This window comes from Microbacterium sp. CH12i, assembly GCF_000685355.1.
GTDB lineage: Bacteria > Actinomycetota > Actinomycetes > Actinomycetales > Microbacteriaceae > Microbacterium.
This window is the reverse complement of record NZ_JHET01000004.1, coordinates 71749-95719: the sequence shown is the minus strand read 5'-3', so window position 1 is coordinate 95719 and position 23971 is coordinate 71749. Positions and strand designations below refer to the sequence as shown.

Sequence of the window (23971 nt, the reverse complement as noted above, 5' to 3'; positions counted from 1 at the left end):
CATGGCCACCGAAGAAACCCTCGTCCTCGTCAAGCCGGACGGCGTCGCCCGCGGGCTCACCGGAGCGATCCTCGCCCGCATCGAAGCGAAGGGCTACGCACTTGTAGACATCCGCCTCGTCGAGCCTGACCGCGACGTGCTGGCAGAGCACTACGCCGAACACGAGGGCAAGCCGTTCTACGAGCCGCTGCTCGAATTCATGATGTCGGGCCCCGCCGTCGCGATCCGCCTCACCGGTAACCGTGTGATCGAGGGCTTCCGCTCGCTTGCAGGAACCACCGACCCGACCACCGCTGCACCAGGCACTATCCGTGGTGACTTCGGCCGCGACTGGGGCCTGGCCGTGCAACAGAACCTCGTGCACGGCTCTGACAGCCCTGAGTCGGCTGCGCGCGAACTCGGCATCTGGTTCGCCTGAATTTGAACGACCAAGCCCGTCTGCATCAGCTGGTGCAGACGGGCTTGGTCGTACCTAGGCCGAGAAGAGCGGTCTAGGCCGAGAACAGCAGACGAGCCATCTCGCCGAGGAAGTTGAGACCCTGCAGCTGTGCCATCACGATGATGAGGGCGTAAGCGAGGATCGTCGCGAGCGGTACCCACACCATCAAGCGTCCCGCCCGCTGCCGGACCTTCTGAGAGCGACTGAGCGTGCCATTGCGGAACAACTGCACGACCGTCGCAAAGAACGTCGGAATCGTCACGGCCCAAGTCACCATGCACCATGGGCACAGTACGAACAGCTCGAAGAGGCTCTGGCCGATCAGCCAGCAGACAAGTCCGAAGGCGAAGGTGATGCCTACGGCGAACGTCGCCCAGAACCAGCGGGGGAATCGTGCTCCAGCGAGGAGCGCTACGCCGACAACGAGGGCAGCCATCCAGCCGGCGAGGCCGATGATCGGGTTCGGGAAGCCGAAGACTGATCCCTGCCAGGACTGCAGATTGGTGCTGCACTGGATGAACAGGCTGAGGTCACACGACAATGCTTGCTGAGGATTTTCTAACAGCGCGAACTTCTCCACTGTGAGCTCGAATGCGGCCCACCAGCCGATCACGCTGGCAATGATCAGCCAGACGGCATAGCCGACGGGGCGGGTGCGCTGCTCGCTCATATCTCGATTATCTCAGTGGTCACTATGGAAGTGTCGTGAGGCGCCGATGAAGGCGCGCGAGAGTGCGGATGCTACGAACTCGCCCACATGGTGCGATAATGGCCCTTGATGTGTCGAGCGGCGCCGCCGCAACATGCATCGACGCAGACTTCGGGGTCCAATACCCCTCGTGACCAGAGCTACGAGCCGGTCATACACCGAATGAGTTCGCGGCACCCGCGGGTGCCGCATGAGATTTCGCGGAGCACCCAGTGCCTGCGCAAGGAGTACGCCAGAGATGGCCGATCAGAACAATGACAACAACACCCCCACCCTCGACGCGAACACGGAGGCTCCGGTAACACCGGAGGAAACCCTTCCACCCGCGGAGACGCCGGACGCTGGGCCCGTTGCTCCCGAGGAGCCGACGGCAGCCCCGGTTGACGAGCCGCTCGCTGAGGAGCCAGCCGCTGAGCCGCCGGTCGTTGAAGCGCCGGTCGTTGACGCGCCGACCGTTGAGGAGCCGGCAGCAGCCCCGGCGAAGCCCGAACCGCTGACCGCTGTCAGCCTCGGGCTCATTCCTGAGGTGTTCGTTTCGACGGTCTCCACGCAGCTGCGCTTCTACGCACCTGAGATCACGCCGCTCCCGGCGCGTCCCAGTCGTGGTCGCGACCGCTACACGTCTGACGATGCTGCCGATGACGAGCAGGATGACAACCAGCCCGCCAGGCGCGGCCGTCGTCGCCGGCCTACCGGCAACGACCAGGGTGAAGAGCAGCACGAAGAGCCGCGTCAGCGTCCGCGTGTCGTCGAGTACATCACCGAGCCGAAGGCCATCAAGGGCTCCACTCGCCTCGAAGCGAAGAAGCAGCGTCGACGTGACGGGCGTGATGCCGGTCGTCGTCGTCCGGTTGTGACAGAGGCCGAGTTCCTCGCGCGTCGTGAGTCTGTCGATCGCAAGATGGTCGTACGTTCCAAGAACGGCCGCACACAGATCGCCGTCCTCGAAGACGGCGTGCTGGTCGAGCACTATGTGGCACGCAGTCAGGACGCTTCGCTGATTGGCAACGTCTACCTCGGTCGTGTGCAGAACGTGCTGCCCAGCATGGAAGCCGCGTTCGTTGATATCGGTCGTGGCCGCAACGCGGTTCTCTACTCCGGCGAGGTCGACTGGGACGGCGTTGAGACCGGTAACCAGCCCCGCCGCATCGAACTCGCTCTGAAGCCCGGCGACCGCGTTCTCGTGCAGGTCACGAAGGACCCGATCGGCCACAAGGGTGCCCGCCTGACCAGCCAGATCTCTCTGCCCGGCCGTTACCTCGTGTATGTGCCCGGCGGTTCAATGAACGGCATCAGCCGGAAGCTCCCCGACAACGAGCGTGCACGTCTGAAGCGCATCCTCAAAGAAGTTCTTCCTGAGTCGAGCGGCGTCATCGTGCGCACCGCCGCCGAGGGCGCCACTGAAGACCAGCTCACGCTCGACGTGCAGCGCCTCACCTCGCAGTGGGAGCACATCCGCAAGCAGGTTGAGACCCAGCAGGCCACGGCGCTTCTGCATGCTGAGCCCGACCTTCTCGTCAAGATCGTGCGTGACGTCTTCAACGAAGACTTCACGAAGATGCTCATTCAGGGCGAAGAATCTCAGCACACGATCCGTGGGTACCTTGAGAGCGTCGCGCCCGACCTGCTTGAGCGTGTCGAGTCTTATGACGACGACCTCGACCCGTTCGAAGCGTTCCGCGTGACCGAACAGATCGAAAAGGCGCTCGATCGCAAGGTGTGGCTGCCATCTGGCGGCTCGCTGGTCATCGACCGTACCGAGGCGATGACAGTCGTCGATGTGAACACCGGCAAGTTCGTCGGCTCGGGTGGCAACCTCGAAGAGACCGTTACCAAGAACAACCTCGAGGCCGCCGAAGAGATCGTCCGACAGTTGCGTTTGCGCGACATCGGCGGAATCATCGTGGTCGACTTCATCGACATGGTGCTCGAGTCGAACCGTGACCTGGTCCTGCGCCGCCTCATCGAATGCCTGAGCCGTGACCGTACCAAGCACCAGGTGGCAGAGGTCACGTCGCTGGGGCTTGTTCAGATGACTCGCAAGAAGCTCGGACTCGGGTTGCTTGAGACATTCAGCGAGGCCTGCGAGGTCTGCGCCGGCCGTGGCGTAGTTGTGCATCACGACCCTGTGGTCAAGCACCGTACGAGCTCGACTTCGAGCAACGGGAACGGCAACAGCCAGTCCAACAACAATCGGCGTCAGCGCGGCGGTGGCTCGCAGAATCAGAGCACTCAGCCGCCGAGCACCTCGACTCACAGCATCCCTGAAGGTGCCAAGTCTGCGCTCGCGCAGATCGCCGCATCGACACTTGCGAGTGTGGAGGCCGCGGTCGAGACTGTGATTGTCGAGCTGGAACAGCCGGCGCCAGCCGAGCGACCGAAGAAAGCGCGCAAGAAGCGCTCTTCGGAGCGTGGCAAGACGGCAGCCAAGACTGAGGCCGAGCAGATGCTGGACTCTGTGCTGGATGCTCTTCCCGAGCCGAAGGCACCTGGACAGGGGCGCAACCGTCGTCGTGTGACCACGGCGGCTCTGACCGGCACTCCGATTTCTGTGAACTCGTCAGCGGGGTCAGTGGCGCCGGTCGCGAGCGCGGACTCGGAGTCCTGAGGCAATCAGTCTCCGAGTGAGCTCTTTGCCGCCGACGTGATGAGCGCCGGCGGCGATGAGCCGGGGGAGCGCGTCTTCAGGGACGTCGTAGTGGTCAAGGTCAAAGGCCCTGATGGGAATAGCATTACGACTCGCGAAGTCGTGCAGTTCGTCGAGGTTGTTGTCGCTGACGAGGTGAGCCCATAGACGCCCGTGTGCGGGCCAGATGGGGTCATCGATCAGAATGGTCACCACGTGATACTACGGCTGCGCGACACGGCAATGGCTCGCTTTGCGGCTCAGGCTTCTATCCGGTAAAGTTGTCCCTTGGTGCGTGAACTGAACCGTCCCCACGGGGTGGCGCAGTAGAGCCTTTTGCTCGCACCCGTCAGACTTGCGACGCACGCAAGCAAAGTCTTTCCGCGAGATTTACGGAGCCGTGAGCTCCCCAACGAAACAGGTATGAAGTGGTTTACGCAGTTGTGCGCGCCGGTGGACGGCAGGAGAAGGTCGAGGTCGGCACGATCGTTCAGCTCGATCGTGTTCGGGCTGGTCAGGGCGAGAAGATCGAGCTTGCCGCTGTGCTTCTCGTCGACGGCGCAACGGTGACCACCGACGCGACAAGCTGGCGAAGGTGAAGGTGACTGCTGAGGTCATCGCTAACCTCCGCGGCCCGAAGATCGTCATCCAGAAGTTCAAGAACAAGACCGGTTACAAGAAGCGCCAGGGCCACCGTCAGGACCTGACCCGCGTCAAGATCACCGGCATCAAGTAAGCACAGAAGAGGCTCAGGACATGGCACACAAAAAGGGCGCAAGCTCCACCCGTAACGGTCGTGACTCTAACGCCCAGCGCCTCGGCGTGAAGCGCTTCGGCGGCCAGAAGGTCAGCGCAGGCGAGATCATCGTCCGCCAGCGCGGCACCCACTTCCACCCCGGCGTCAACGTCGGCCGTGGAGGCGACGACACGCTGTTCGCTCTCGAAGCGGGCGCGGTCGAGTTCGGCGCGAAGGGTGGCCGCAAGGTCATCAACATCGTCGCCGCTGCTGCTGCACAGTAGTCGCTGCACAACACACATCCGGTTCGGGGCGGGCTTCGGCTCGCCCCGTCCGCGTATCTAAGGTCCCTCCGAAAGGCTCAGGGATCGAGAGGAACACATGGTTACGTTCGTCGACACGGTGACGCTGCATCTGCGCGCCGGTAAGGGCGGCAACGGCTGTGTTTCCGTTCACCGTGAGAAGTTCAAGCCGCTTGGTGGCCCCGACGGCGGCAATGGCGGCGACGGTGGCGACATCGTGCTCGTCGCCGACACTCAGACCGGCACTCTGCTCTCGTACCACCACTCGCCGTTCCGCAAGTCCGCCAACGGTGGCTTCGGGATGGGCGATCACCGTTCCGGATTCTCCGGTGAGACCCTTGAACTCTTGGTTCCGGTCGGCACTGTGGTGAAGCGGCCCGACGGCGAGGTTCTCGTCGACATGGTGACTCCTGGTGAGCGCGTCGTTATCGCCCAGGGGGGCCGTGGCGGGCTCGGAAACGCTGCTCTTGCGACGACAAAGCGTAAGGCTCCGGGGTTCGCTCTGCTCGGCACGCCGGGCTTCGAGGGCGACATGGTCCTTGAGCTCAAGACCGTCGCTGATGTCGCCCTGGTGGGGTATCCCTCCGCTGGAAAGTCGAGCCTGATCGCTGCTATCTCGGCAGCGCGGCCGAAGATTGCCGACTACCCATTTACGACGCTGCACCCCAATCTCGGTGTGGTGCAGGCCGGCGATTCGCGATACACGGTCGCCGATGTGCCCGGACTCATCGAGGGCGCGAGCGAAGGACGAGGCCTCGGCCTTGAATTCCTGCGCCATGTTGAGCGGTGCTATGCACTACTGCACGTGCTTGACTGCGCGACGCTTGAGCCCGACCGTGACCCGATCTCGGATCTCGATGTCATCCTCGCCGAGCTCGCCGCATACGAGGTTCCTGAGGGGCAGACTCCCCTGTTGGAGCGTCCTCAGCTCATCGCCTTGAACAAGGTCGACGTTCCCGAAGCGCGTGATCTCGCCGAACTCGTTCGTCCAGAGCTTGAGGCGCGGGGGTTCCGTGTCTTTGAGATCTCTGCGGTGGCGCATGAGGGTCTTCGACAGCTCACCTTCGCTCTCGGTGAGATCGTCGAGAAGCATCGTGCAGAAGCGGCTGTAGAGACTCCTGTCGAGCGTGTCGTCATCCGCCCACGCGGTTCGGAGAAGCCCTTCACGATTCGCGTTGAGGGTGGCTCGTACGGCACGTATTACCGCATTCTCGGTGAGAAGCCGGTGCGTTGGGTGCAGCAGACCGACTTCCAGAACGAAGAGGCCGTCGGCTACCTCGCCGACCGTCTCGAGCGTCTCGGCGTTGAAACTGAACTGTTCCGCCTGGGCGCAACGCCCGGCGCCACCGTCGTCATCGGCGAGGGCGAAGGCCTGGTGTTCGACTGGGAGCCGGCAATGAGTTCCGCTGCCGAGCTCATGACGGCCCCTCGAGGCACCGACCCGCGTCTTGCGCCCAACGAGCGCCGCACGACAAGCGAGCGTCGCGAGAAGTACTACGAGCGGATGGATGCCAAGGCTGCTATTCGCGCCGAGCAAGACCACAAGCAGCGCGTCACGCCTGAGGAGGTCCGCGACGGGGAAGACGGCACCGGCGCATGACCGCACGGACGCGCGCAGAGCTGGCTACAGCCGAGCGCATCGTTGTGAAGGTCGGTTCGTCGTCCATCAGCGGTGAGTCGTCCTGGCGGATTCCGATGATCGTGCACGCTCTGGCTGCTGCGCACGCGCGCGGATGTGAGATCGTCTTGGTTTCGTCCGGTGCGATCGCCACCGGCATCCCTTTCCTGGATCTGGATGCTCGGCCCACAGATCTCGCCACGCAGCAGGCTGCCGCGGCTGTAGGACAAAACATCCTCGTGTATCGCTACCAGGAGGCGTTGCGACCGTTCCAGGTTGTTGCCGGCCAAGTGTTGCTCACTACCGGTGACCTTGAGAACCCAATGTCGCGAAGCAACGCTCGCCGCGCCATGGAGCGTCTGCTGAGTCTGCGCATTCTCCCGATTGTGAACGAAAACGACACGGTGGCGACGCAAGAGATCCGCTTCGGCGATAACGACCGCCTGGCAGCCCTTGTGGCCCAGCTCATCGACGCGGACGCACTCGTGCTGCTCAGCGATGTTGAGGCGCTTTACACGAAACCGCCGACCGATCCTGCCGCCGAGCCGATCGACGTGATCGCATCCGACGCCGACCTGATCGGTCTGGAGTTCGGTGCCACCGTGGTCAACAGCGTCGGCACCGGGGGAGCAGCTACGAAGGTGTCTGCTGCACGGCTCGCCGCGGCATCCGGCATCGGAGTTCTTGTCACTAGCGCAGACCTCGTCGACGGTGCGCTGAAGGGCGCCGAAATCGGCACGTGGTTCACTCCCGCTGACGTGGTCGATCCCGCGACAGTCTGAGGCGTCACGAAGGCCCCTGAGGGCCTCTGGTCTCGGTAAACTGACCGCATGACCGCCGTTGCCGAATCAACCGACACGACTGAGACCAACGCGACGACCGAGACCTCTCAGGATCGCCTCAGTCGCGCCAAAGAGGCCTCGCGTGCGACAGCCCGCCTCACCAGCGATGAGAAGGCGCGTGCGCTCGAATCCATCGCGCAGGCGCTAGAAGCGAACACAACAACCATCATCGAGGCGAATACCCGTGACATCGAGCGCGGGCGTGAGAATGGCATCGCCGAGTCCCTGGTCGACCGTCTCCGCCTCGACGAGAAGCGTGTCGCTGCTCTCGCATCGGCTGTTCGCGAGGTCGCAGCCCTCGCCGACCCGGTTGGACAGGTCATCGGCGGGCATCGCATGCCCAATGGCGTCGCGCTAGAGCAGGTGCGAGTGCCTTTCGGCGTCGTTGGTGCGATCTACGAGGCACGACCGAACGTCACCGTCGACATCGCAGCCCTCGCGTTGCGCTCCGGAAACGCGAGCGTCCTGCGCGGCGGCAGCGCCGCTCGAGAGTCGAACACCGTACTCGTAGGGATCATGCGCGGGGCGCTCGAGAGCGTCGGCATCACGCCAGAGGCAATTCAGACTGTCGATGATTTTGGAAGGGACGGCGCGAAGGCGCTCATGCACGGCCGTGGCTTCGTTGACGTGCTCGTACCGCGTGGCAGCGCCGCGTTGATCGAGACGGTGGTGACCGAGTCAACGGTGCCGGTCATAGAGACCGGTGCCGGCGTCGTTCACATCGTGCTTGATGAGAGTGCGCCGGATGACTGGGCCCGCGACATCGTGGTCAACGCGAAGGTGCAGCGTCCCAGTGTCTGCAACGCCGTCGAGACGGTGTTGGTGCTTCGTCAGGCGGCGCCCCGGCTCATTCCTGTGGTCGCCAGTGCACTGCAGAGCGAAGGCGTGACCGTACACGGCGACGACATGGTTGCCGGTCTCGTCAGCAACGTCATCCCTGCTACCGAAGAAGACTGGGCGACGGAGTATCTCAGCCTCGACATCGCGATCAAGGTCGTCGACACTCTTGACGACGCACTCGCGCACATTCGCAAGTACAGCACCGGACATACCGAGTCGATCATCACGAATGACGCTCGCAACATTGAGCGGTTCCTCGCCGAGGTCGATTCGGCGGTAGTGATGGCCAACGCATCGACCAGATTCACCGACGGTGCCGAGTTCGGTTTCGGCGCAGAGGTGGGCATTTCCACCCAGAAGTTGCACGCGCGCGGTCCGATGGGTCTTTCTGAGCTCACCAGCACAAAGTGGCTGGCGCGTGGGTCGGGTCAGACTCGAGGCTGAGCGATAGGATGAAGGAGCGTCTTATCGCACCCGGTCACGAAACGGAGTCAGGATGAACCTCGTCGCACAGCTTGCGATGGCAGCCGCCGAAACGGAGCACCACGGAAACGTGGCGCTGGAGACCGTCATTTTCGGCCTCATCGCCGCGGGGCTGTTCGCGCTACTCGGACTCGTTACTTTTTCGTACCGCAACGTCGCAAACCGGCACTCAGCCAAGGCAGAAGCCTGGGCTGAGCGGCACGGCAAAGACGGACACGGGGCAGGACACGGCCACTAGGGCATATGGAGATCACGACCACGCGCGCTCCGCGAATCGGAGTGATGGGCGGGACATTCGACCCGATCCATCACGGGCACTTGGTCGCGGCGAGCGAGGTCGCGCACTCCTTCGACCTTGATGAGGTTGTGTTTGTTCCGACTGGCCATCCCTGGCAGAAGTCGAACGTCACCCAGAGCGAGCATCGTTATCTGATGACGGTGATCGCCACGGCATCCAACCCGCAGTTCACCGTGAGCCGTGTCGACATCAATCGCCAAGGCCCGACTTACACGATCGACACTCTTCGTGATCTGAAGGCGGAGCGACCGGATGCGGAACTGTTCTTCATCACCGGAGCTGATGCCGTAGCGCAAATTCTCAGTTGGAGGGACCATGATGAGTTGTGGGAGTTGGCCCACTTCGTCGCGGTCTCTCGCCCAGGACACGTTCTGAGTACAGCTGGCCTCCCGACTGAAAACGTCAGCCAACTAGAGGTGCCTGCGCTTTCTATTTCCTCGACGCATGCCGAGCGCGTGTGAGCGATGATCAGCCGGTCTGGTATCTCGTGCCCGACGGAGTCGTTCAGTACATCGCGAAATATCATCTGTATCGGAGCAAGGAATGAGTACACCGGATCAGCAGGGGAACCAGCCGCTGACCCGCAAACAGCTGCGGGAGATTCGTCTCACCGGCGCGACGCCGGTGATCAGCGAAGAACAAGCGGCGGCCGCCGCAGCGGCTGAAGCTCCTGAATCCTCGACGGAGAACCCCGTCGAGTCGGTCGTAGTCGAGCCTGTTGTCGATAAGTCCGCTGCCGATGAGTCCGCTTCAGCGGACTCCGCTCCGACGCCCGACTCCGATGCGAGCCTGGATGGATCGCGGCTTACTCGACGCCAAGCGCGCGAGCACGAGCGCATCCGCACAGCATCGTTGCCCGTGATCGTCCCTGAGGAATCACGCGACGAGCACGAGTCGGGTGACACTGTTCACGAATCCGATAGCGAACAGCAACAGGACCACGCGCAGAAGCCGGATGACGGTATGGTGTCCGGGCTGCCGACGTTCGGAGCAGGTTCGGCCCAGAGCTCCGGTGCTGGCACCGATCTCGACGCTGACCTCGACGATGACACCGACGACGAAGTCGTGATCGATGTTGCGCCCGTAAGCGCAGTGACCGCCGCAGACTCGACCGGTGAGGCCGCCGTGATTGAGGACGCGGAGGACGCTGACGACGCTGAGGACTCCGACGCCGACATCAGTGAACTGGGCATCGTGGCGGACGATGACGATGAGGACGACGCTGAAGACGGGAACACGGACCTTCCGGTCGCCGACCCGATCGACACCGGAGAGCGCCCCGTCGTCAATCCGACCTTCGGCAGGGGGCTCCTGAGCGATCAGGCGGCAGCTCCGGCATTTACGCCGTCCTTCGACGAGCTGATCACATCGGATTCCGGCGGATCTCAACACCTCGCACCGAACACTCTCATCTTCAATCCTTCGCCGAACGGTGGATCGCTCTCTGGGCCGGTCGCCTCCACCGGCGAGGTTCTGATCACTGGTAGCTACGATCTTCCGCGCGGAATTGGCTCGCAGGGCCATGCGCACGGCACCACGGACGGCAAAGAAGCAGATGCTGTCCTCATCGACGGCGAACTGGCGCTGTCGTCCTCTCCCACACCGATCGCGGCAAGCTCTGCGGTCAGCACCATCAAACCTGCCGGTGAGGTCATCCGACCCCCGGCGCCTGAAAAGGGCAACAAGCTCATGCTGACGCTGGCGATCACGGCGGGCGGCCTTGCGCTCGCTCTCGCTGTGGCGTTGATCGTGGCATTTACTACGAATGTGTTCTAATGCAATCACCTGAAAACGCCGAAGAAATGCTGCAGATCGCTGCTGCCGCTGCTGTATCCAAGGGCGGTGAAGATCTTGTCGCGCTGAACGTTTCAGAGCCGCTTCCGCTCGTCGACATCTTCTTGATCGTCACCGGTAACAGCGAGCGTAACGTCGCCGCGATCGCCGATGAGATCGAGGACCAGCTTCTCGAGTCCGGTCACAAGCGCGTGCGGCGCGAGGGTCGTCAGGAGTCCCGCTGGGTGCTGCTGGACTTCGGTGACCTCATCGTGCACGTCTTCCACGGTGAAGAGCGCGTGTACTACGGCCTTGAGCGGCTCTGGAAGGACTGCCCAGTCGTTCCTATCGATGTCGCGGAGCCTGCCACCACCGATCGTCCCTAACATGGCCGTGCACCTGATCACCGGTGCCGGGTCTGGCATTGGCAAGGCTCTCGCTCGTCGGTTGCTGGACCGGGGTGAGGAGCTCGTTCTTTTCGCCAGGGATGCAGGTCGTGCCCGCGAGATCGCCGCAGAGTTTCCCGGTGCATTGACGTTGGTCGGCGACCTTGCCCAGCCAGGGCGCCTGTCGTGGGCACTCTCGAAGCAGCACCTGCCGAAGCGGATTGACTCGCTGGTGCATGTCGCTGGCATCGTCGACCTCGGACCGGTTGCTGATCTCTCGCCGACCCTCTGGGAGAAGCAGCTGGCGGTGAACCTCGTCTCTCCAGCCGAGTTGACGCGACTGCTCCTGCCCGTCTTGCGGGTATCGCACGGTCAGGTGGTGTTCGTGAACTCCGGCGCAGGTCTCCGCGCTCACGCCGATTGGTCGGCGTATGCGGCGTCGAAACATGGTCTCAAGGCTCTTGCTGACTCCTTGCGTGAAGAAGAAGCCGACAACGGCGTGCGGGTGACATCGATCTTCCCCGGACGAACCGCGACGGCGATGCAAGCACGCGTGCATCAACAGGAGGGGCGTGAGTACGACCCCGAGCTCTTCATCGATCCAGACTCGGTCGCGACGACCATCCTCGCTGCGCTCGATCTGCCGCGCGACGCGCAGATCACTGACCTCTCCGTTCGGCCTGGGTAGTAGAACTCACCCGCGCAGCTGATACCGCAGCTCGGGTCGGCCGACTCCGCCGTAGGTGGGCGAGCTCAGGGCCAGCCCTGACTCGACGAGTCGTTCCAGGTAGCGGCGGGCACTGACCCTCGACATGCCAAGTTCTTCAGCGACCTCGCTGGCAGAGAGTGGTTGCGCGCTGCAGCCGCAATACTTACTGTTCGCTTTCGTGGGAGTGCTGCTGGGTACGGCCGTGGGCGTGCTGCCAGGCATCGGACCTGCGATGACCGTGGCGTTGCTGTTGCCTTTGACGTACACCCTGGATGTCACCAGCGCGATCATCATGTTCGCCGGCATATATTACGGCGGAATGTATGGCGGATCGACGACGTCGATCCTGTTGAACACACCGGGGGAGTCGGCCTCGATCGTCACGGCACTCGAGGGCAACAAGATGGCGCGGATGGGGCGTGCCACCTCCGCACTGGCCACAGCCGCAATCGGCTCGTTCATCGCCGGCACTATCGCCACGGTGTTGCTCACGCTGTTCGCGCCGATCATCGCTGACTTTGCGGTGACGCTGGGACCCGCCGACTACTTCGCTCTGATGATCGTCGCGTTCCTGACCGTGGGGGCCCTGCTGGGTGGGAGTCCGGTTCGTGGCATCTTCTCACTATCGATCGGGCTGTTCCTCGGTCTGGTTGGTACAGACACGCTCACGGGGCAGGCGCGCTTCACCTTCAGCATCCCCAACCTCGGTGACGGTATCGACGTTGTGATCGTCGCTGTCGGCCTCTTCGCCGTCGGCGAGGCACTTTACGTGGGCTCCCGGTTGCGCAATGGACCGTTGCCGATCATCCCCATCTCAGGCAACTGGCGAACCTGGATGAGTAAGAGCGACTGGAAGAGGTCGTGGAAGCCGTGGCTGCGAGGCACGGCGATCGGTTTCCCGATCGGATCGATACCGGCTGGCGGTGCGGATGTCGCAACCTTCCTGTCGTACGCAGCAGAGAAGCGTCTTGCGAAAGACCCCTATCGGCAGCAGTTCGGCAAGGGCGCTATTGAGGGTGTCGCAGGGCCCGAGGCTGCCAACAACGCAGCTGCGGCGGGTGTGCTGGTGCCGCTGTTGACACTCGGGCTTCCAACGACCGCGACCGCGGCGATCATCATCTCGGCGTTCCAGACGTACGGGATTCGTCCCGGTCCGCTGCTGTTCGAAACGCAGCCGGCATTGGTGTGGGCGCTGATCGCGAGCCTCTACATCGGCAACGTGGTGCTGATCATCCTCAACCTGCCGTTGGTGGGCGAAGGTGCTGCAGATTCCGCGGCCGTATCTTTACTCCGGCATTCTTGTGTTCGCCGGTCTCGGTGCGTATGCGGCGAACTTCACGGTGTTCGATATCGGCGTGCTGCTGTTGCTCGGCGTGATCGGTTTCTTCATGCGCAGGCATGGTTACCCGGTGTCGCCGATGGTGGTCGGAGCGATTCTCGGCCCGATGGCCGAAGAGCAGCTCCGCAAGGCCATGGCGATCAGTCAGGGTGACGCGCTGTATCTCGTAAAGAGTCCGGTCTCAATCGGGATCTATTCGGCGATGATGGTGATCATCGTGCTGGGCATCTGGCTGCAGCGCCGTCAGGCGCGGTTCGAAGCCGATCTGGCATATGTCGACACCGCGACAATCCGTACGGTAGATGACGAAATCGCAGATCAGCTGCGCGAGCGCTAAAAAACGGGTGGCGACGGCGAGATCCGTCGCCACCCGTTCTATTAGGGGGTCGTCAGATTATCTGGCGGCCTTCTCGCTTTGCCTCACGGGCATCCTTCACGAATGCTCGGATGATCACAGTGAGTACGCCGATGACCACGATCGGCCACACCAGTACGTATGCGGTCATAAGGAAGATCTCCATCATGCGTCCTTTCCTGCGAGTGCGACGCTGTCGGAGGCATTCGCAACGATCTCGGTTTCGGCAGTGTCGAAGTCGCCGGTGCGCTTCTTGATGAGCGCGAAGTCGAACCGTTTTGTCTTGTTCATCATCGTCAGAGCAACGCACACGATCGTGCTGACCGAGTAGGCGACGAGCGAGCCCGACAGCACAGGGTAGGTGTGCAGGAATCCGATGGCGAACGGAGCGGATGCCACCGTCGCGATCGTGCCGACAATCACGGCGACTCTCAGGCCGAAGAAGCCGAAGGACATCAGCGCCAGTACGACGCCGATCCCGAGAACCGAGAAGATGTCGCTGACGATGCCGAGTCCACCGGACAGGTCGACCCACCCGAAGCGCACCGGGAGGAAGGCCGCGAGACCCGCGACAACAGCAGCGCTGAACGCCAGATTCGTGACGCGGTTCCAGTAGAAGCTCGCGATCACGGGGAACACGAGAGCTCCCCACATCGCTCCCACGAACACCAGCAGGTCGAGGATATTGAACTGCATCGATGCGAAGCAGAGCCCCGCAGCGGTGGCACCGACCATAGTGAGTCGGCCGACCAGCAGCATCGTCTTCGGGTTGGCGTTCTTCTTGCCGGCGATGTTCTGACCGTAGATGTCGGCCATCATGATCGAGGAGAGTGCTGTCATGTCGGCATCGGCAGTCGAAGACAGCGACCCGATGATCATGACGAAGAACACGCAGATCAGAACAGGCGGCAGATAAGTCGCCGCCATTTGCGGAATCAGGTTGTTGACGTCGCCGTCCATCGGCTGGATGCCGGCATACAGCGCGAGTACGCCGAGCATGCCGATGCCGATGATGGAGGCGCCATAGCCGAATGTCGCGGTGATGAAGGTCTTCTTGATCAGGTCCTCGCGCACCGCGAACAGGCGCTGCGCGATCGTCTGGTTGCCGATGGCGTAGGCCAGCACCGCCGCGATGTACGGTGCGCCCTGATTGAAGAACGCGTCAGAGGAGAAGAAATCGCCCTGCTGGGGAGTCAAATTCTTGGCACCGGTGACGAACAGATCGGGACCGCCGGCAGCGAAGAAGATCACCGGGACGATGATCGCCACCGCACCCAGGATGGCTATGACCTGTGCGAAGTCGGTGAGCACTGATGCGCGAAAGCCCGACCACAGTGTGTACGCCAGCACGCCGATCGCGATCGCGGTGATGCCCTGAGTGAAAGTGAACGGCGACAGCATCGAGATGAGCGCACCACCGGCAATCAGGTTCGAGGTGAGGCTGATGATGCTGCCAAGAATGTTGGAGCCGGCGAGCATGAGCTGGCTGGAGCGACCATGGCGGGCGAACATCACCTCGGCAATGGTGTGGGCCTTGGGCGCAACCTTGCGGATGCGGCGTCCGAAGGGGTAGATGAGCAGAATCATCAACGCGCCCCAGAGTCCGTAGTGGATAGGGCCGGAGATTCCGTAGGTGTAGCCGGACGTGGCTGAGGCATACATCGACGATGCCCAGATCCACGTCGCAGTCATAGACGCGGCGGAGATGCCGAATCCGATCTTTCCGCCGCCGGTCATATAGCCGTCGGCGTTCTCCTTTTTCTTGGAGATTCGAATCGACATATAGAGGCTGCCGCCGAAGAACAGCAGCACAAGCAGGATCACAATTGGTCCTGAAAGTGTTTGGAAGTCGCCCACCGGTTGGTTCTCGCTTTCTCGTCTGGATGCGGCAGAGGCCGCCGTTGTGATGAGAAAGTCTTCGCTAAGTGGGGGAGTAGGTGATCTTGTGGAGTTTTAATGCAGTCAGCATGGCGAACGAACCTGGACCACTGAGGCGCATGGCAGCGCACAGACGAGAGGCCCGGGGTGCGACTCCTTTCAGGTCTTCCGCTTTCAGAGCGCACCAAACTACGGTGCATCCTCAGCAGGATTCGAACGGTTGCGGTGGACGCGCAGTCAGGCGCGTCCCGCGGAAGAGCGCAACAGCGCTGCTTGCTCATGCATGCACGAGCATCCTTTCCACCATAGCAAGGATCGGTCGCAAAGCCTGTCGAGGGTCTCGACCACGGAGCACGGCATCGTAGGATGACCGCTCATGGGGGATAAAACGGCTCGCACACTCGGCAGCCTGGGGCTCGCGCGGATGTCGGGGCGTGATCCGAGTGAAGATCATCGGACAGCGAGTCCGCTGGAGCTCTTCTTCGATCTCGTCTTCGTGATCGCCGTCTCACAGGCTTCGCAGAACCTGCACGATGGGATCGTCGACGGGCGCGCCGGAGAGACTGTGCTCAGCTACGCCATGATCTTCTTCGCGATCTGGTGGGCGTGGATGAACTTCACGTGGTTCGCTTCTGCTTTCGACGTGGATGACTGGCTCTACCGCGTGACCACGATCATTCAGATGGGTGGCGTGCTCGTTCTGGCGACGGGCGTACACGCTGCGATGGCCGAGGGTCAATGGGCAGTCGTCACCTGGGGTTATGTGATCATGCGTCTACCCACACCACGTGGCCGAACGCTACGGCTGCTTCACTCTTATCGTCCTGGGCGAGAGCTTGCTCGCCTCGAGCAATGCCGTGATCCCAGCGCTGGGGATGGCGCAAAACCGCGAGGTGCTCATCGGTTTAGCGGTCGCCGGCATCGTGATCGCTGCCGGCATGTGGTGGATCTACTTCAGCCGCGACCAGGGCGATCAGCTGAAGTCCCGGCGGCGTTCATTCATATTCGGGTATGCGCATTACTTCGTTGCTCGCGACCGCGGCGGTGCTGGTGTGCGGGATTCTTTCGATCTTCACAGTTCCGGGCGCAGCAGTGTGCGTTGTCCTTGCGGTTGTCGCGTTGGAATGGGATCGAATCCGAAGTCGAACGACGAGTTCTTCGGACTGATAGATGGTGGACCTGGGGGGACTCGAACCCCCGACCCCCTGCATGCCATGCAGGTGCGCTACCAGCTGCGCCACAGGCCCATCTTTGCGCCTCGCGTGAACGAGGCAACTTGAAAAGAATACAACATTCGAAGCGGCGTCCGCGAATCGAGGCGTGACATCGGGAACACTTGCGAGAATGCATGCGTTGTGATGGATATGGAGATACTGGAGAGCATCGTCTTAGGCGCAGGGCAGGCCGGTCTTTCTACCTCCTATCATCTGAAGCGACTGGGTATCGAACACCTCGTCCTTGATGCGAATGATGCACCCGGTGGGGCCTGGCAACACCGGTGGGATGCATTGACCATGACGGATGTGCATGGTGTCGCGGAGCTTCCCGATGCCGAGGCTCCCGTACGCGACGCGCAGCGCGCGAACTTCGCGGTGCCCGCATCCTTCTCTGACTACGAACGCGAGCACGCCCTTCCGATCATCCGACCGGTGCGCGTTGATCTGGTCACCGATGAAGACGGCATTCTCGTCGTACATGCCGGGGAGCGCGAATGGCGCACTCAGACGCTCGTGAACGCGACCGGCACTTGGACGCAGCCGTTTCTGCCGCATTACCCTGGCATGGAGACGTTCATCGGCGAGCAGCTGCACACCGTCGATTACCCCGGGCCGGAATACTTCGTCAACAAGCGCGTGCTCGTCGTCGGTGGTGGAGCATCGGCAGTGCAGTTCCTTGGTGCTCTCGCCCCGATCACGGACACGCTCTGGGCGACGCGCCGTGAACCCATCTGGCGTGACGACGACTTCACGCCAGAGGCCGGGGCTGCCGCGGTCGCGCTGGTCGAAAAGCGCGTTGCGCAGGGCCTGCCGCCGCAGAGCGTCGTCGGCGTCACCGGCCTCATGCTCAGGCCGCAGGAACGCGAGGCCGACCGGCTCGGTGCCTACGCCGACCGCAGACCGATGTTTCAACGCATCGAACCGGATGGTGTGCGCTGGGCCGATGGTTCGTTCGAGCAGGTCGACGTCATTCTCTGGGCGACCGGATTTCGCCCCGCGATCGGCCACCTCGCACCCTTGCACCTGCGGAGCGCCGCGGGTGGCATTCAACTTGACCGCAACGGGCGGGGGACGACCTCCGTCGCAGACCCGCGGATCCAACTGGTCGGTTACGGCCCTTCAGCCAGCACGATCGGCGCAAACCGGGCTGGCCGCTCAGCGGCGAAGGGCGTGCAGCGCGCGCTCACGAATGTTGAGAGTGCCGTCACCAGCGGTTGAGCACGTCCTCAGCCCATCCCTCGATGCCGTCAACGCTCACGCGGACGCCTGCATCGTCGAGAACCCACCCGCTCCAGGTACCGAACAGCTGATCGGTGCGGGTTGAGATCACCAGCACGTTCGTCTGGGAATGCTTGTTATAGAACGGCGTGAACGTCAGCGCAGCGCTTTCGCCGTGGACGTGCCACGGTGTCATCCAGTTTGATGAGTCATAGTCCCAGACCAGTTCTTCGCTGATCTTGGACAGACGCCCGTCAACGACGACCGCATTTTCGGTGGCACCTGATCCGTCGGTCCACTTCGATCCGAGCTGCAGCCCGATCACACGTCTGTCGACGATGCCGCTGCCGACAGCCCAGTTCCACCACACCTGGTACGGCCAGCGACCACGACCGTGGTCAAGAACGGCCCAGCTGCCTGCCGGCACTTCGAAGCCGTTCCCGTCGATGGTGAGTGTGCCGTGTGCGGGCCGCGCGACGTCTTTCACGGTGTACTGGAAGCGTCGGATGCCGCGTGCACGCTGCCACGGAACGACAACGCCGAGCGACTCATGACCAGCCGGACGCGCTGCGGTTATATCGAAACAAACGCGTGCGGTCCTTGCGCGCAGCCTCGTCCCATCTTCCATCTCGTCGATGTCGAGTGTGACTTTTCGGGTGCGCGCCCTGGCAGGTCCCTCGCCGAGTGACTTCGGGAGGGTGGCACTGCGTCCGCCGGGGGAGAGCACCGTCTCGTCAATCGCCTCTCCGGTCGCGCGGTCAAACACCCACACCGAATGCAGAGACAGATAATCGATGCACGAGACCGTGAGGGCGACGATGTGCGTCGGAGTCATCACACCCCAGTACTCCCACCGCTTGTTGCGTCCCCAGTGACCACGACCGGGAATCCCCGAGGTATCGTGCAGCGGAAGTCGTGACCATCCGAGAGCGGCTGGGTTCAGCGCGCCGTCAGCACCGGTGAGGGCAACGCGTTCGGTGATCTCACGCTCGATCATGGTGCTCCCATTCAATTCCAACTCGTGACGGTTAGCCTGGCAGATGTACGCGAGCGTTACGACTCAGCCACCGTAGTAGTCAGACAGGAGATCAATATGTCACGCATCATCGTCTTCGGAGGCCACGGCCGGGTCGCCCTCCTCCTTGCACCGCTGCTCGTCAAGGGTGGCGACGAAGTCACCGCTGTCATCCGCAACCCCGATCATGTTGCCGATGTTGAGAAGACGGGTGCCACCGCGCTCGTTGCGGATATCGAAACGATGGACACCGCATCCCTCGCTGGCATCATTCGCGGACATGACGCGGTCGTCTGGTCTGCGGGAGCGGGCGGCGGTTCCGCTGAGCGCACCTACGCCGTTGATCGCGACGCCGCGATTCGCACGATGGATGCCGCGGCCGAGGCCGCCGTCTCCCGCTATGTCATGGTGTCGTGGCTGGGTTCCACCGCCGATCACGGAGTACCGGAGGACGATTCGTTCTTCGCCTACGCCGACGCGAAATGGGCAGCAGACGAGTACCTTCGTGGCACCGCGCTGGAGGGCACGATCCTCGGCCCAGGAACACTCACGCTTGACGCGCCGACCGGCCGCATCGATCTGGATGCCCCGGATCGCGGCGCTGTGTCACGCGCGATGTGGCCGCGGTCATTGCTGCGACGCTGCATGAGCCGCAGACAATCGGCCGCACAGTCCGGTTCGGCAACGGCACGGACGAGTCGGCTGAGCCGATCGCTGAAGCTCTCGCCCGCTGAAGCCGTTCGCGCGCTACGGGTGCTTTGACGGTTGCGCGCAGAAGATCAGCAGCGCGATGCCGCCGAAGGGCGCGAGGGCGATGAAGATCCAGGCCCAGTGGAAGCCGGCATCCCGAAGCCGCCGTACCGTCACCGCAAGCGACGGTACGATTGCGGCCATCGCGAGAAGCCACAGCGCGAGCATGACGATCCAACCGAGAATCGGAATCCAGACCACGAATATCGCGGCGACGACCGCGAGGATCATCGCGAGTTCGGCATACCAGAACTCGGCAAGGCCGGCCCGGCCGTCGAACTGCGCGTACTTCTGAATGCAGACGCGGATGGCGTCAGCCATGTTCCGCACGAGAGGGCGGGAATCAACCGGCCCGCGCCACACGCCGATCGGAGCCGGAGCAGCCGCGTGCGCGGCAGCCTGCGGGTAGAGCACCATCGGCGCGGCAGGCTGGGCATTCATCGTGGCCACGGCAGTCGCCGGGGCGGTCGGGGGTGTGGGCCGGGTGTGTGCGGTCCATGCGCGGCCATCCCAATAGCGCAGGAACTGACCTCGGATGGGTCGGGGTACCAGTTCGCGGGCTGGGCGTGCGGTGTCGTCATTGTGCTGCCTCCGCCGTTCATTCAAGCATGTCCGCTGCCAGGTGTGCGCTTTAGGCTGGAGGCATGGCCCGCCAACTTCCGCTCGTGCTCGCGGTCGTGATCGCGACCACTGCGGTGCTCGCGCCAGCGACGGTCGCCACGGCCGACGGTAAGACGACAGTCGTCCAGGAAGCTAAAGCTGACGCCGCTGCTGCCCATGCGGCGCAGCTTGTCTCCGAGATGACCACGGCCGAGCAAGCGGCGAGCATCGTGATGGGCCATATATCCACCCATGACCCCGCAGCGCTGTCGACGTACATGGCGGGCAACGGGCTCGGCGGCTTCATTCTCATGGGCGGTAACGTGCCCGGCACTGAAGCAGATCTGCAGACAGCGACCGCCGCTCTCTCGAGCGATCCGGCGCTCCCGCCGCTCATCGCGATTGACCAAGAGGGCGGTGATGTGTCGAGGTTGCCATGGGACACTTTCGCGGCCTCATCGACTCTGAAGGATCGTCCAGCCGCTGAGACGGCAGCCGCCTTCGCGGCACGTGCGTCACTGGTCGCTCGGAGCGGCGCGAACGTGAACTTCGGCATCGTCGCCGACACAACCCCCGACCCGTCGTCGTTCATTTACTCCCGATCACTCGGCGCAGATCCGCAGGGCGCCGCAGAGCGCGTCGCCGCTGCAGTCAGCGCAGAAGAGCCGTTTGTGGCCTCTACGCTCAAACACTTCCCTGGACACGGTGCGGCACCCGGCGACTCACACCAGCTGATCCCGAGCACCGGCCTCACGCTCGATCAATGGCACCAGGCTGATGCACTCCCGTTTATTGCAGGCATCGACGCGGGAGCATCGCTGCTGATGTTCGGGCATCTGGACTACACAGCCGTCGACGATGCTCCCGCATCGCTCTCGGCCCGCTGGCATCAGATTGCTCGTGATGACCTTGGTTTCGAGGGGGTCATAGTCACCGACGACCTAGGCATGCTGCAGTCCACCGGGCTGCCGGCTTACGCGGATCCAGTCGCCAACGCCGTCTCCGCGGTCGTGGCAGGCAACGACCTCGTGCTGACGATCGCGCACTCCACGCCAGAGACAGCGGGCCAACTCGCTGAGGGGATTGCCGCCGCCGTTGGCTCAGGCGCACTCCCGGCCGAGCGCCTTCAGGATGCGGCGGAACGCGTCATGAAGCTGCGACTGGAGCTCGCGGCATCCAGTGCCGTCTGGGCGCCCTGCGCCGACTGCGCACCGGCGTCTTGACACTGCCCGTCCTGTCCCAGCCACGCGCTCAGCAGCCGCTGCCTCAGCACGTTGCCGCGCTCGGCGAAGCCGCGCTGACGACGCACATACTCGGCCTTTCCTTCCGCTGTCTCGATCGCCACCGGAACGACGCCCCATTCCGCGAGGTCATAGGGTGCGGCCTCCATATCGAGCAGACGAATGTCGCGCGCCAGCTCGAAAGTGTCGAGCAGTAAGTCACCGGGGATCAGCGGTCCGAGTTTCATAGCCCACTTGTACACATCCATGCCCGCATGCAGGCAGCCGGGCTGTTCGAGATCTGGCTGACTGGCGCGGTCGAGCGGCCGGTTGCGCCCGACGGCATCCGGCGTGAAGAAACGGAACGCATCGAAGTGCGTGCAGCGCAGATCGTGCGCCTCGACGACGGCATCGGTGCCGGTCTGCCCCAATCGCAGCGACGCTGTGTGCCGGTGCTCACCGTCGCGGTAGACCATTGCCCACTCGTGCAGGCCGAAGCAACCGAACTGTCCAGGGCGTGCGGCGGTGCGGCGTAGCATCCGCTCGATGAGCCCGGCCAACGCGGTCTTTTCGCTCGCGAACGTCGCGGCATCGGGCACGGCCGATTCGGGCGTAGTGCCGGGGGAGTACCAGCGCCACTCGCGCCGCTCAGCAGCGTCTTCGAGTTGAACGCCTGCTCCCGGATGCCAGCGCCGCAGCTGCGCGGGCGGATAGGAGTAGTACGTGAAAAGAAAGTCCCACACCGGATGCTTCTCGCCCCGCGATGCGCGCCCTCGGTGTGCGGCGGTCAGCGCATCGGCACGTTCGTGATGGGCTGCCTCGCGCTGCTGCCAGGTGGAGCGGTCGAGAGTCGAGGTGATCAGGACAGACATGTCGTCAATGCAGGATGCCGGCTTCGGTCAGCCGCTCGTGCAGCCCCGCACCATCGGATGCCTCGACCCAGGGTGCTGCGTCGGAGTGATCATCCGGGGACTCGCCACGGCCACCGGCCAGGATCGCCTCTGTCGGGGAAAGCTGACGGATCGCCACACCCGCGACGCTCTCGGGGTGCGCCTGCAGGAACTCGGTGTAGATGGATTCATCGTGCTGGCCGTTGTCGCCGATCAGCAGCCACCGCACGTGCGGGAACTCAGCGGCAAGTCGACGCAGGTTCGAGAGCTTGTGCTCGCGGCCGCTGCGGAACCACCGGTCGTGCGTAGGGCCCCAGTCGGTGAGGAGCATCGAGCCAGAGGGGAACAGATGCCTGCTGAGGAAACGACTGAGCGTCGGCGCCACGTTCCATGCCCCGGTTGACAGATAGACCATCGGCGCGCCGGGATGCTGGCGCACCAGCTGCTCGAGCAATACAGCCATACCGGGTACGGGAAGCCGGGCGTGCTCGTCGACCACGAACGAGTTCCACGCGGCGATGAACGGGCGCGGCAGGGCGGTGACCATGACGGTGTCGTCCACGTCGGAGAGCACGCCGAAGTCGACCTCGTCGCCCACGATGAAGACCATCGCCTCGATGGGTTCTTGTCCTTCGACCGTCATGGTGAGCGTCTGCCATCCCGAAGGGAGGTCAGCGTCGATCACAGTGTCGATGACACCGCCTCGATCGGCGATGACCTCGTGGGTGCGTCCGAGAATGGTGACGGCGACGTTTGCGAAACTCACCGGAATACCCACGAAGCTGCGCCATCCACGCACACTCGCGTACTCGCCAGACTCTGTGCGGCGACCCGGGGGAACGATCAGCACGCGCCCGACGACGCGCACCCAGCCGGTTCCGCCGTAGCCAGGGAAGGGCAACACCGTTGCGGTGCGCCCCTTGCGGCGTGCTCGACTCTCGCGCCAGATATGCAGGCGGTGCTCGAGGCGGGCAAACCAGTGGATTCTGGCCTTGTCTTGAGACATCGACTCAGTCTTTCACGTCTGAGGTGGCATCCTCACCGTCGTCTGCCATCCGCATGTGTCGGCTCTCCCCGTGGCTGAGCACTTTTTTTACCGACAAAGACCAGCAAGAGGAAGACGACGATGACGCCGACGAACACGTAGCCTGCGAAATGAACGCGATTGACGAGGTCCTGGAAACTGCCGGCAGCGAGCGACGTGACACTGACGTAGGCGGTCGCCCAGATCACGCATGCCGGTGCGGTCCACGCAAGGAAACGACGGTAGGAGTAGCTGCTCATTCCGACGGTCAGCGGAACCAGCGAGTGCAACACCGGCAAGAAACGCGAGAGGAAGATCGCGACGCCGCCGCGGCGCTGCAAGTATCTCTCCGCGCGCGCCCAGTGCTTCTCGCCAATTTTTCGGCCCACCCAGGAACGGCGGATGCGCGGCCCCAACCAGCGCCCGAGCCAGAATCCGATGCTCTCGCCAATCAGCGAGCCGATAACTACGGCTAGCACCATTGCAACGGCTTCTGCGATACCTTGGACGCCCATCGATGCGACGATCACGATCGTGTCGCCGGGAACGATGAGTCCGATCAGGATGCTGGTCTCCAGCATGACCGCGAGACCGGCGATAATCGTGCGGGCGACAGGATCAACGGCCTGTACGGCGTCGATAATCGACAGGAGAAAGTCGTCCACGAACACGACAATACGTGCTCCGCGGCACCCTACGCTGAG

General features: G+C 63.2%; 22 protein-coding genes, 1 tRNA gene and 7 pseudogenes. 18 read left to right on the top strand and 12 right to left on the bottom strand.

The window, feature by feature from the left end:
• Position 1: 1 nt before the first annotated feature.
• Complete coding sequence (ndk, locus tag DC31_RS05500; RefSeq protein WP_036277917.1) at positions 2–418, top strand: nucleoside-diphosphate kinase; 417 nt, start codon at positions 2–4, stop codon at positions 416–418.
• A gap of 73 nt (positions 419–491) precedes the next feature.
• Here the strand turns inward: ndk and DC31_RS05495 are convergent, their stop codons facing one another.
• On the bottom strand, positions 492–1109 hold the full coding sequence (locus DC31_RS05495) for a vitamin K epoxide reductase family protein (protein ID WP_036277915.1): 618 nt from the start codon (positions 1107–1109) through the stop codon (positions 492–494).
• 277 nt (positions 1110–1386) lie between these two features.
• Here DC31_RS05495 and DC31_RS05490 point away from each other — a divergent pair, with 277 nt between their 5' ends.
• Positions 1387–3756: an Rne/Rng family ribonuclease gene (locus tag DC31_RS05490; RefSeq protein WP_036277913.1), complete on the top strand. Its 2370-nt coding sequence runs from the start codon at positions 1387–1389 to the stop codon at positions 3754–3756.
• On the opposite strand, the gene DC31_RS05485 is transcribed toward DC31_RS05490, so the two are convergent.
• A complete protein-coding gene (locus DC31_RS05485; RefSeq protein ID WP_081813745.1) occupies positions 3718–3987 on the bottom strand; it encodes a DUF4031 domain-containing protein in 270 nt (89 codons plus the stop codon). The genes DC31_RS05490 and DC31_RS05485 overlap by 39 nt on opposite strands.
• Before the next feature lie 215 nt (positions 3988–4202).
• On the opposite strand from DC31_RS05485, the pseudogene rplU reads away from it, so the two are divergent.
• The 10 genes and pseudogenes from rplU to DC31_RS05435 all read left to right on the top strand — a co-directional run bounded on the left by rplU (position 4203) and on the right by DC31_RS05435 (position 11740).
• A pseudogene (gene rplU, locus DC31_RS05480) lies at positions 4203–4510 on the top strand (50S ribosomal protein L21).
• Positions 4511–4530: 20 nt separating this feature from the next.
• Positions 4531–4794, top strand: coding sequence for a 50S ribosomal protein L27 (gene rpmA, locus DC31_RS05475; RefSeq protein WP_036277906.1), 264 nt, complete (start codon positions 4531–4533; stop codon positions 4792–4794).
• A 97-nt stretch (positions 4795–4891) separates the two neighbouring features.
• Positions 4892–6412 carry a GTPase ObgE gene (gene obgE, locus DC31_RS05470; protein ID WP_036277903.1) on the top strand — a complete coding sequence of 507 codons (1521 nt, stop codon included), beginning with the start codon at positions 4892–4894 and terminating at the stop codon, positions 6410–6412.
• The gene (gene proB / locus DC31_RS05465) at positions 6409–7212 is read left to right on the top strand and encodes a glutamate 5-kinase (RefSeq protein ID WP_036277899.1); all 804 of its coding nucleotides are present in this window, start codon (positions 6409–6411) and stop codon (positions 7210–7212) included. The genes obgE and proB overlap by 4 nt, the downstream gene beginning before the upstream one ends.
• 48 nt (positions 7213–7260) lie before the next feature.
• On the top strand, positions 7261–8556 hold the full coding sequence (locus DC31_RS05460) for a glutamate-5-semialdehyde dehydrogenase (RefSeq protein ID WP_051606460.1): 1296 nt from the start codon (positions 7261–7263) through the stop codon (positions 8554–8556).
• A gap of 52 nt (positions 8557–8608) precedes the next feature.
• On the top strand, positions 8609–8833 hold the full coding sequence (locus DC31_RS05455; RefSeq protein WP_036277896.1) for a hypothetical protein: 225 nt from the start codon (positions 8609–8611) through the stop codon (positions 8831–8833).
• A 5-nt stretch (positions 8834–8838) separates the two neighbouring features.
• Positions 8839–9440: pseudogene (gene nadD / locus DC31_RS05450) on the top strand (nicotinate-nucleotide adenylyltransferase).
• Positions 9437–10669 (top strand): hypothetical protein, encoded by a 1233-nt coding sequence (locus tag DC31_RS05445; protein ID WP_036277894.1) that lies wholly within the window; start codon positions 9437–9439, stop codon positions 10667–10669. The pseudogene nadD and the gene DC31_RS05445 overlap by 4 nt, the downstream one beginning before the upstream one ends.
• On the top strand, positions 10669–11052 hold the full coding sequence (rsfS, locus tag DC31_RS05440; RefSeq protein WP_036277891.1) for a ribosome silencing factor: 384 nt from the start codon (positions 10669–10671) through the stop codon (positions 11050–11052). Before DC31_RS05445 ends, rsfS begins: the two co-directional genes overlap by 1 nt.
• Position 11053: 1 nt before the next feature.
• Complete coding sequence (locus DC31_RS05435) at positions 11054–11740, top strand: SDR family oxidoreductase (protein ID WP_036277888.1); 687 nt, start codon at positions 11054–11056, stop codon at positions 11738–11740.
• 6 nt (positions 11741–11746) lie between these two features.
• Here the strand turns inward: DC31_RS05435 and DC31_RS19185 are convergent, their stop codons facing one another.
• Positions 11747–11866 carry a hypothetical protein gene (locus DC31_RS19185; protein ID WP_081813735.1) on the bottom strand — a complete coding sequence of 40 codons (120 nt, stop codon included), beginning with the start codon at positions 11864–11866 and terminating at the stop codon, positions 11747–11749.
• Here DC31_RS19185 and DC31_RS05430 point away from each other — a divergent pair.
• Positions 11865–13437: pseudogene (locus DC31_RS05430) on the top strand (tripartite tricarboxylate transporter permease). The gene DC31_RS19185 and the pseudogene DC31_RS05430 overlap by 2 nt on opposite strands.
• A gap of 52 nt (positions 13438–13489) precedes the next feature.
• Here DC31_RS05430 and DC31_RS19180 read toward each other — a convergent pair.
• Positions 13490–13624, bottom strand: coding sequence for a putative transporter small subunit (locus DC31_RS19180; RefSeq protein WP_327036818.1), 135 nt, complete (start codon positions 13622–13624; stop codon positions 13490–13492).
• Positions 13621–15237: a sodium:solute symporter family protein gene (locus DC31_RS05420; protein ID WP_152545356.1), complete on the bottom strand. Its 1617-nt coding sequence runs from the start codon at positions 15235–15237 to the stop codon at positions 13621–13623. Before DC31_RS05420 ends, DC31_RS19180 begins: the two co-directional genes overlap by 4 nt.
• A gap of 472 nt (positions 15238–15709) precedes the next feature.
• Here DC31_RS05420 and DC31_RS20480 point away from each other — a divergent pair.
• A pseudogene (locus DC31_RS20480) lies at positions 15710–16099 on the top strand (low temperature requirement protein A); the annotation flags it as partial.
• Positions 16100–16121: 22 nt separating this feature from the next.
• A pseudogene (locus tag DC31_RS20475) lies at positions 16122–16352 on the top strand (low temperature requirement protein A); the annotation flags it as partial.
• Positions 16353–16504: 152 nt separating this feature from the next.
• Here the strand turns inward: DC31_RS20475 and DC31_RS05410 are convergent.
• Positions 16505–16580, bottom strand: a tRNA-Ala gene (locus DC31_RS05410).
• 117 nt (positions 16581–16697) lie between these two features.
• Here DC31_RS05410 and DC31_RS05405 point away from each other — a divergent pair.
• Positions 16698–17768 (top strand): NAD(P)-binding domain-containing protein, encoded by a 1071-nt coding sequence (locus DC31_RS05405; RefSeq protein WP_036277878.1) that lies wholly within the window; start codon positions 16698–16700, stop codon positions 17766–17768.
• Here DC31_RS05405 and DC31_RS05400 read toward each other — a convergent pair.
• Positions 17755–18765, bottom strand: a complete 1011-nt coding sequence (locus DC31_RS05400) for a DUF2804 domain-containing protein (RefSeq protein WP_036277876.1) — start codon at positions 18763–18765, stop codon at positions 17755–17757. The two genes, DC31_RS05405 and DC31_RS05400, sit on opposite strands and share 14 nt — an antisense overlap.
• A 96-nt stretch (positions 18766–18861) precedes the next feature.
• Between DC31_RS05400 and DC31_RS05395 the strand changes: the two are divergent.
• Positions 18862–19517, top strand: a pseudogene (locus tag DC31_RS05395) (SDR family oxidoreductase).
• 13 nt (positions 19518–19530) lie between these two features.
• On the opposite strand, the gene DC31_RS05390 reads toward DC31_RS05395, so the two are convergent.
• Together DC31_RS05390 and DC31_RS20470 are read right to left on the bottom strand one after the other, a co-directional pair.
• On the bottom strand, positions 19531–19974 hold the full coding sequence (locus DC31_RS05390; RefSeq protein ID WP_235201372.1) for a DUF805 domain-containing protein: 444 nt from the start codon (positions 19972–19974) through the stop codon (positions 19531–19533).
• Between the two features lie 24 nt (positions 19975–19998).
• Positions 19999–20139: pseudogene (locus DC31_RS20470) on the bottom strand (DUF2510 domain-containing protein); the annotation flags it as partial.
• A gap of 38 nt (positions 20140–20177) precedes the next feature.
• Between DC31_RS20470 and DC31_RS05385 the strand changes: the two are divergent.
• A complete protein-coding gene (locus DC31_RS05385; RefSeq protein WP_036277874.1) occupies positions 20178–21356 on the top strand; it encodes a glycoside hydrolase family 3 N-terminal domain-containing protein in 1179 nt (392 codons plus the stop codon).
• Here DC31_RS05385 and DC31_RS05380 read toward each other — a convergent pair.
• From DC31_RS05380 to DC31_RS05370, 3 genes are read right to left on the bottom strand one after another with little or no spacing between them, the layout of a single operon-like run.
• On the bottom strand, positions 21260–22225 hold the full coding sequence (locus DC31_RS05380; RefSeq protein WP_235201357.1) for a 3-methyladenine DNA glycosylase: 966 nt from the start codon (positions 22223–22225) through the stop codon (positions 21260–21262). The two genes, DC31_RS05385 and DC31_RS05380, sit on opposite strands and share 97 nt — an antisense overlap.
• Before the next feature lie 4 nt (positions 22226–22229).
• Positions 22230–23249 (bottom strand): App1 family protein, encoded by a 1020-nt coding sequence (locus DC31_RS05375; RefSeq protein WP_036277871.1) that lies wholly within the window; start codon positions 23247–23249, stop codon positions 22230–22232.
• Between the two features lie 32 nt (positions 23250–23281).
• Entirely contained in the window at positions 23282–23932 is a 651-nt protein-coding gene (locus DC31_RS05370; protein ID WP_442921859.1) for a DedA family protein, read from the bottom strand.
• Positions 23933–23971 lie beyond the last annotated feature (39 nt).

Bases quoted from the DNA above. Each gene is read 5' to 3' on its own strand.
- proB (WP_036277899.1), top strand. From the start codon at position 6,409: ATGACCGCACGGACGCGCGCAGAGCTGGCTACAGCCGAGCGCATCGTT.
- DC31_RS05405 (WP_036277878.1), top strand. From the start codon at position 16,698: ATGGAGATACTGGAGAGCATCGTCTTAGGCGCAGGGCAGGCCGGTCTT.
- DC31_RS05380 (WP_235201357.1), bottom strand. From the start codon at position 22,225: ATGTCTGTCCTGATCACCTCGACTCTCGACCGCTCCACCTGGCAGCAG.
- DC31_RS05390 (WP_235201372.1), bottom strand. From the start codon at position 19,974: ATGAATGCCCAGCCTGCCGCGCCGATGGTGCTCTACCCGCAGGCTGCC.
- obgE (WP_036277903.1), top strand. From the start codon at position 4,892: ATGGTTACGTTCGTCGACACGGTGACGCTGCATCTGCGCGCCGGTAAG.
- DC31_RS05375 (WP_036277871.1), bottom strand. From the start codon at position 23,249: ATGTCTCAAGACAAGGCCAGAATCCACTGGTTTGCCCGCCTCGAGCAC.
- DC31_RS05435 (WP_036277888.1), top strand. From the start codon at position 11,054: ATGGCCGTGCACCTGATCACCGGTGCCGGGTCTGGCATTGGCAAGGCT.
- DC31_RS05490 (WP_036277913.1), top strand. From the start codon at position 1,387: ATGGCCGATCAGAACAATGACAACAACACCCCCACCCTCGACGCGAAC.
- ndk (WP_036277917.1), top strand. From the start codon at position 2: ATGGCCACCGAAGAAACCCTCGTCCTCGTCAAGCCGGACGGCGTCGCC.
- DC31_RS05460 (WP_051606460.1), top strand. From the start codon at position 7,261: ATGACCGCCGTTGCCGAATCAACCGACACGACTGAGACCAACGCGACG.
- DC31_RS19180 (WP_327036818.1), bottom strand. From the start codon at position 13,624: ATGATGGAGATCTTCCTTATGACCGCATACGTACTGGTGTGGCCGATC.
- rpmA (WP_036277906.1), top strand. From the start codon at position 4,531: ATGGCACACAAAAAGGGCGCAAGCTCCACCCGTAACGGTCGTGACTCT.
- DC31_RS05420 (WP_152545356.1), bottom strand. From the start codon at position 15,237: ATGTCGATTCGAATCTCCAAGAAAAAGGAGAACGCCGACGGCTATATG.
- rsfS (WP_036277891.1), top strand. From the start codon at position 10,669: ATGCAATCACCTGAAAACGCCGAAGAAATGCTGCAGATCGCTGCTGCC.
- DC31_RS05400 (WP_036277876.1), bottom strand. From the start codon at position 18,765: ATGATCGAGCGTGAGATCACCGAACGCGTTGCCCTCACCGGTGCTGAC.
- DC31_RS19185 (WP_081813735.1), bottom strand. From the start codon at position 11,866: ATGTCGAGGGTCAGTGCCCGCCGCTACCTGGAACGACTCGTCGAGTCA.
- DC31_RS05455 (WP_036277896.1), top strand. From the start codon at position 8,609: ATGAACCTCGTCGCACAGCTTGCGATGGCAGCCGCCGAAACGGAGCAC.
- DC31_RS05495 (WP_036277915.1), bottom strand. From the start codon at position 1,109: ATGAGCGAGCAGCGCACCCGCCCCGTCGGCTATGCCGTCTGGCTGATC.
- DC31_RS05385 (WP_036277874.1), top strand. From the start codon at position 20,178: ATGGCCCGCCAACTTCCGCTCGTGCTCGCGGTCGTGATCGCGACCACT.
- DC31_RS05445 (WP_036277894.1), top strand. From the start codon at position 9,437: ATGAGTACACCGGATCAGCAGGGGAACCAGCCGCTGACCCGCAAACAG.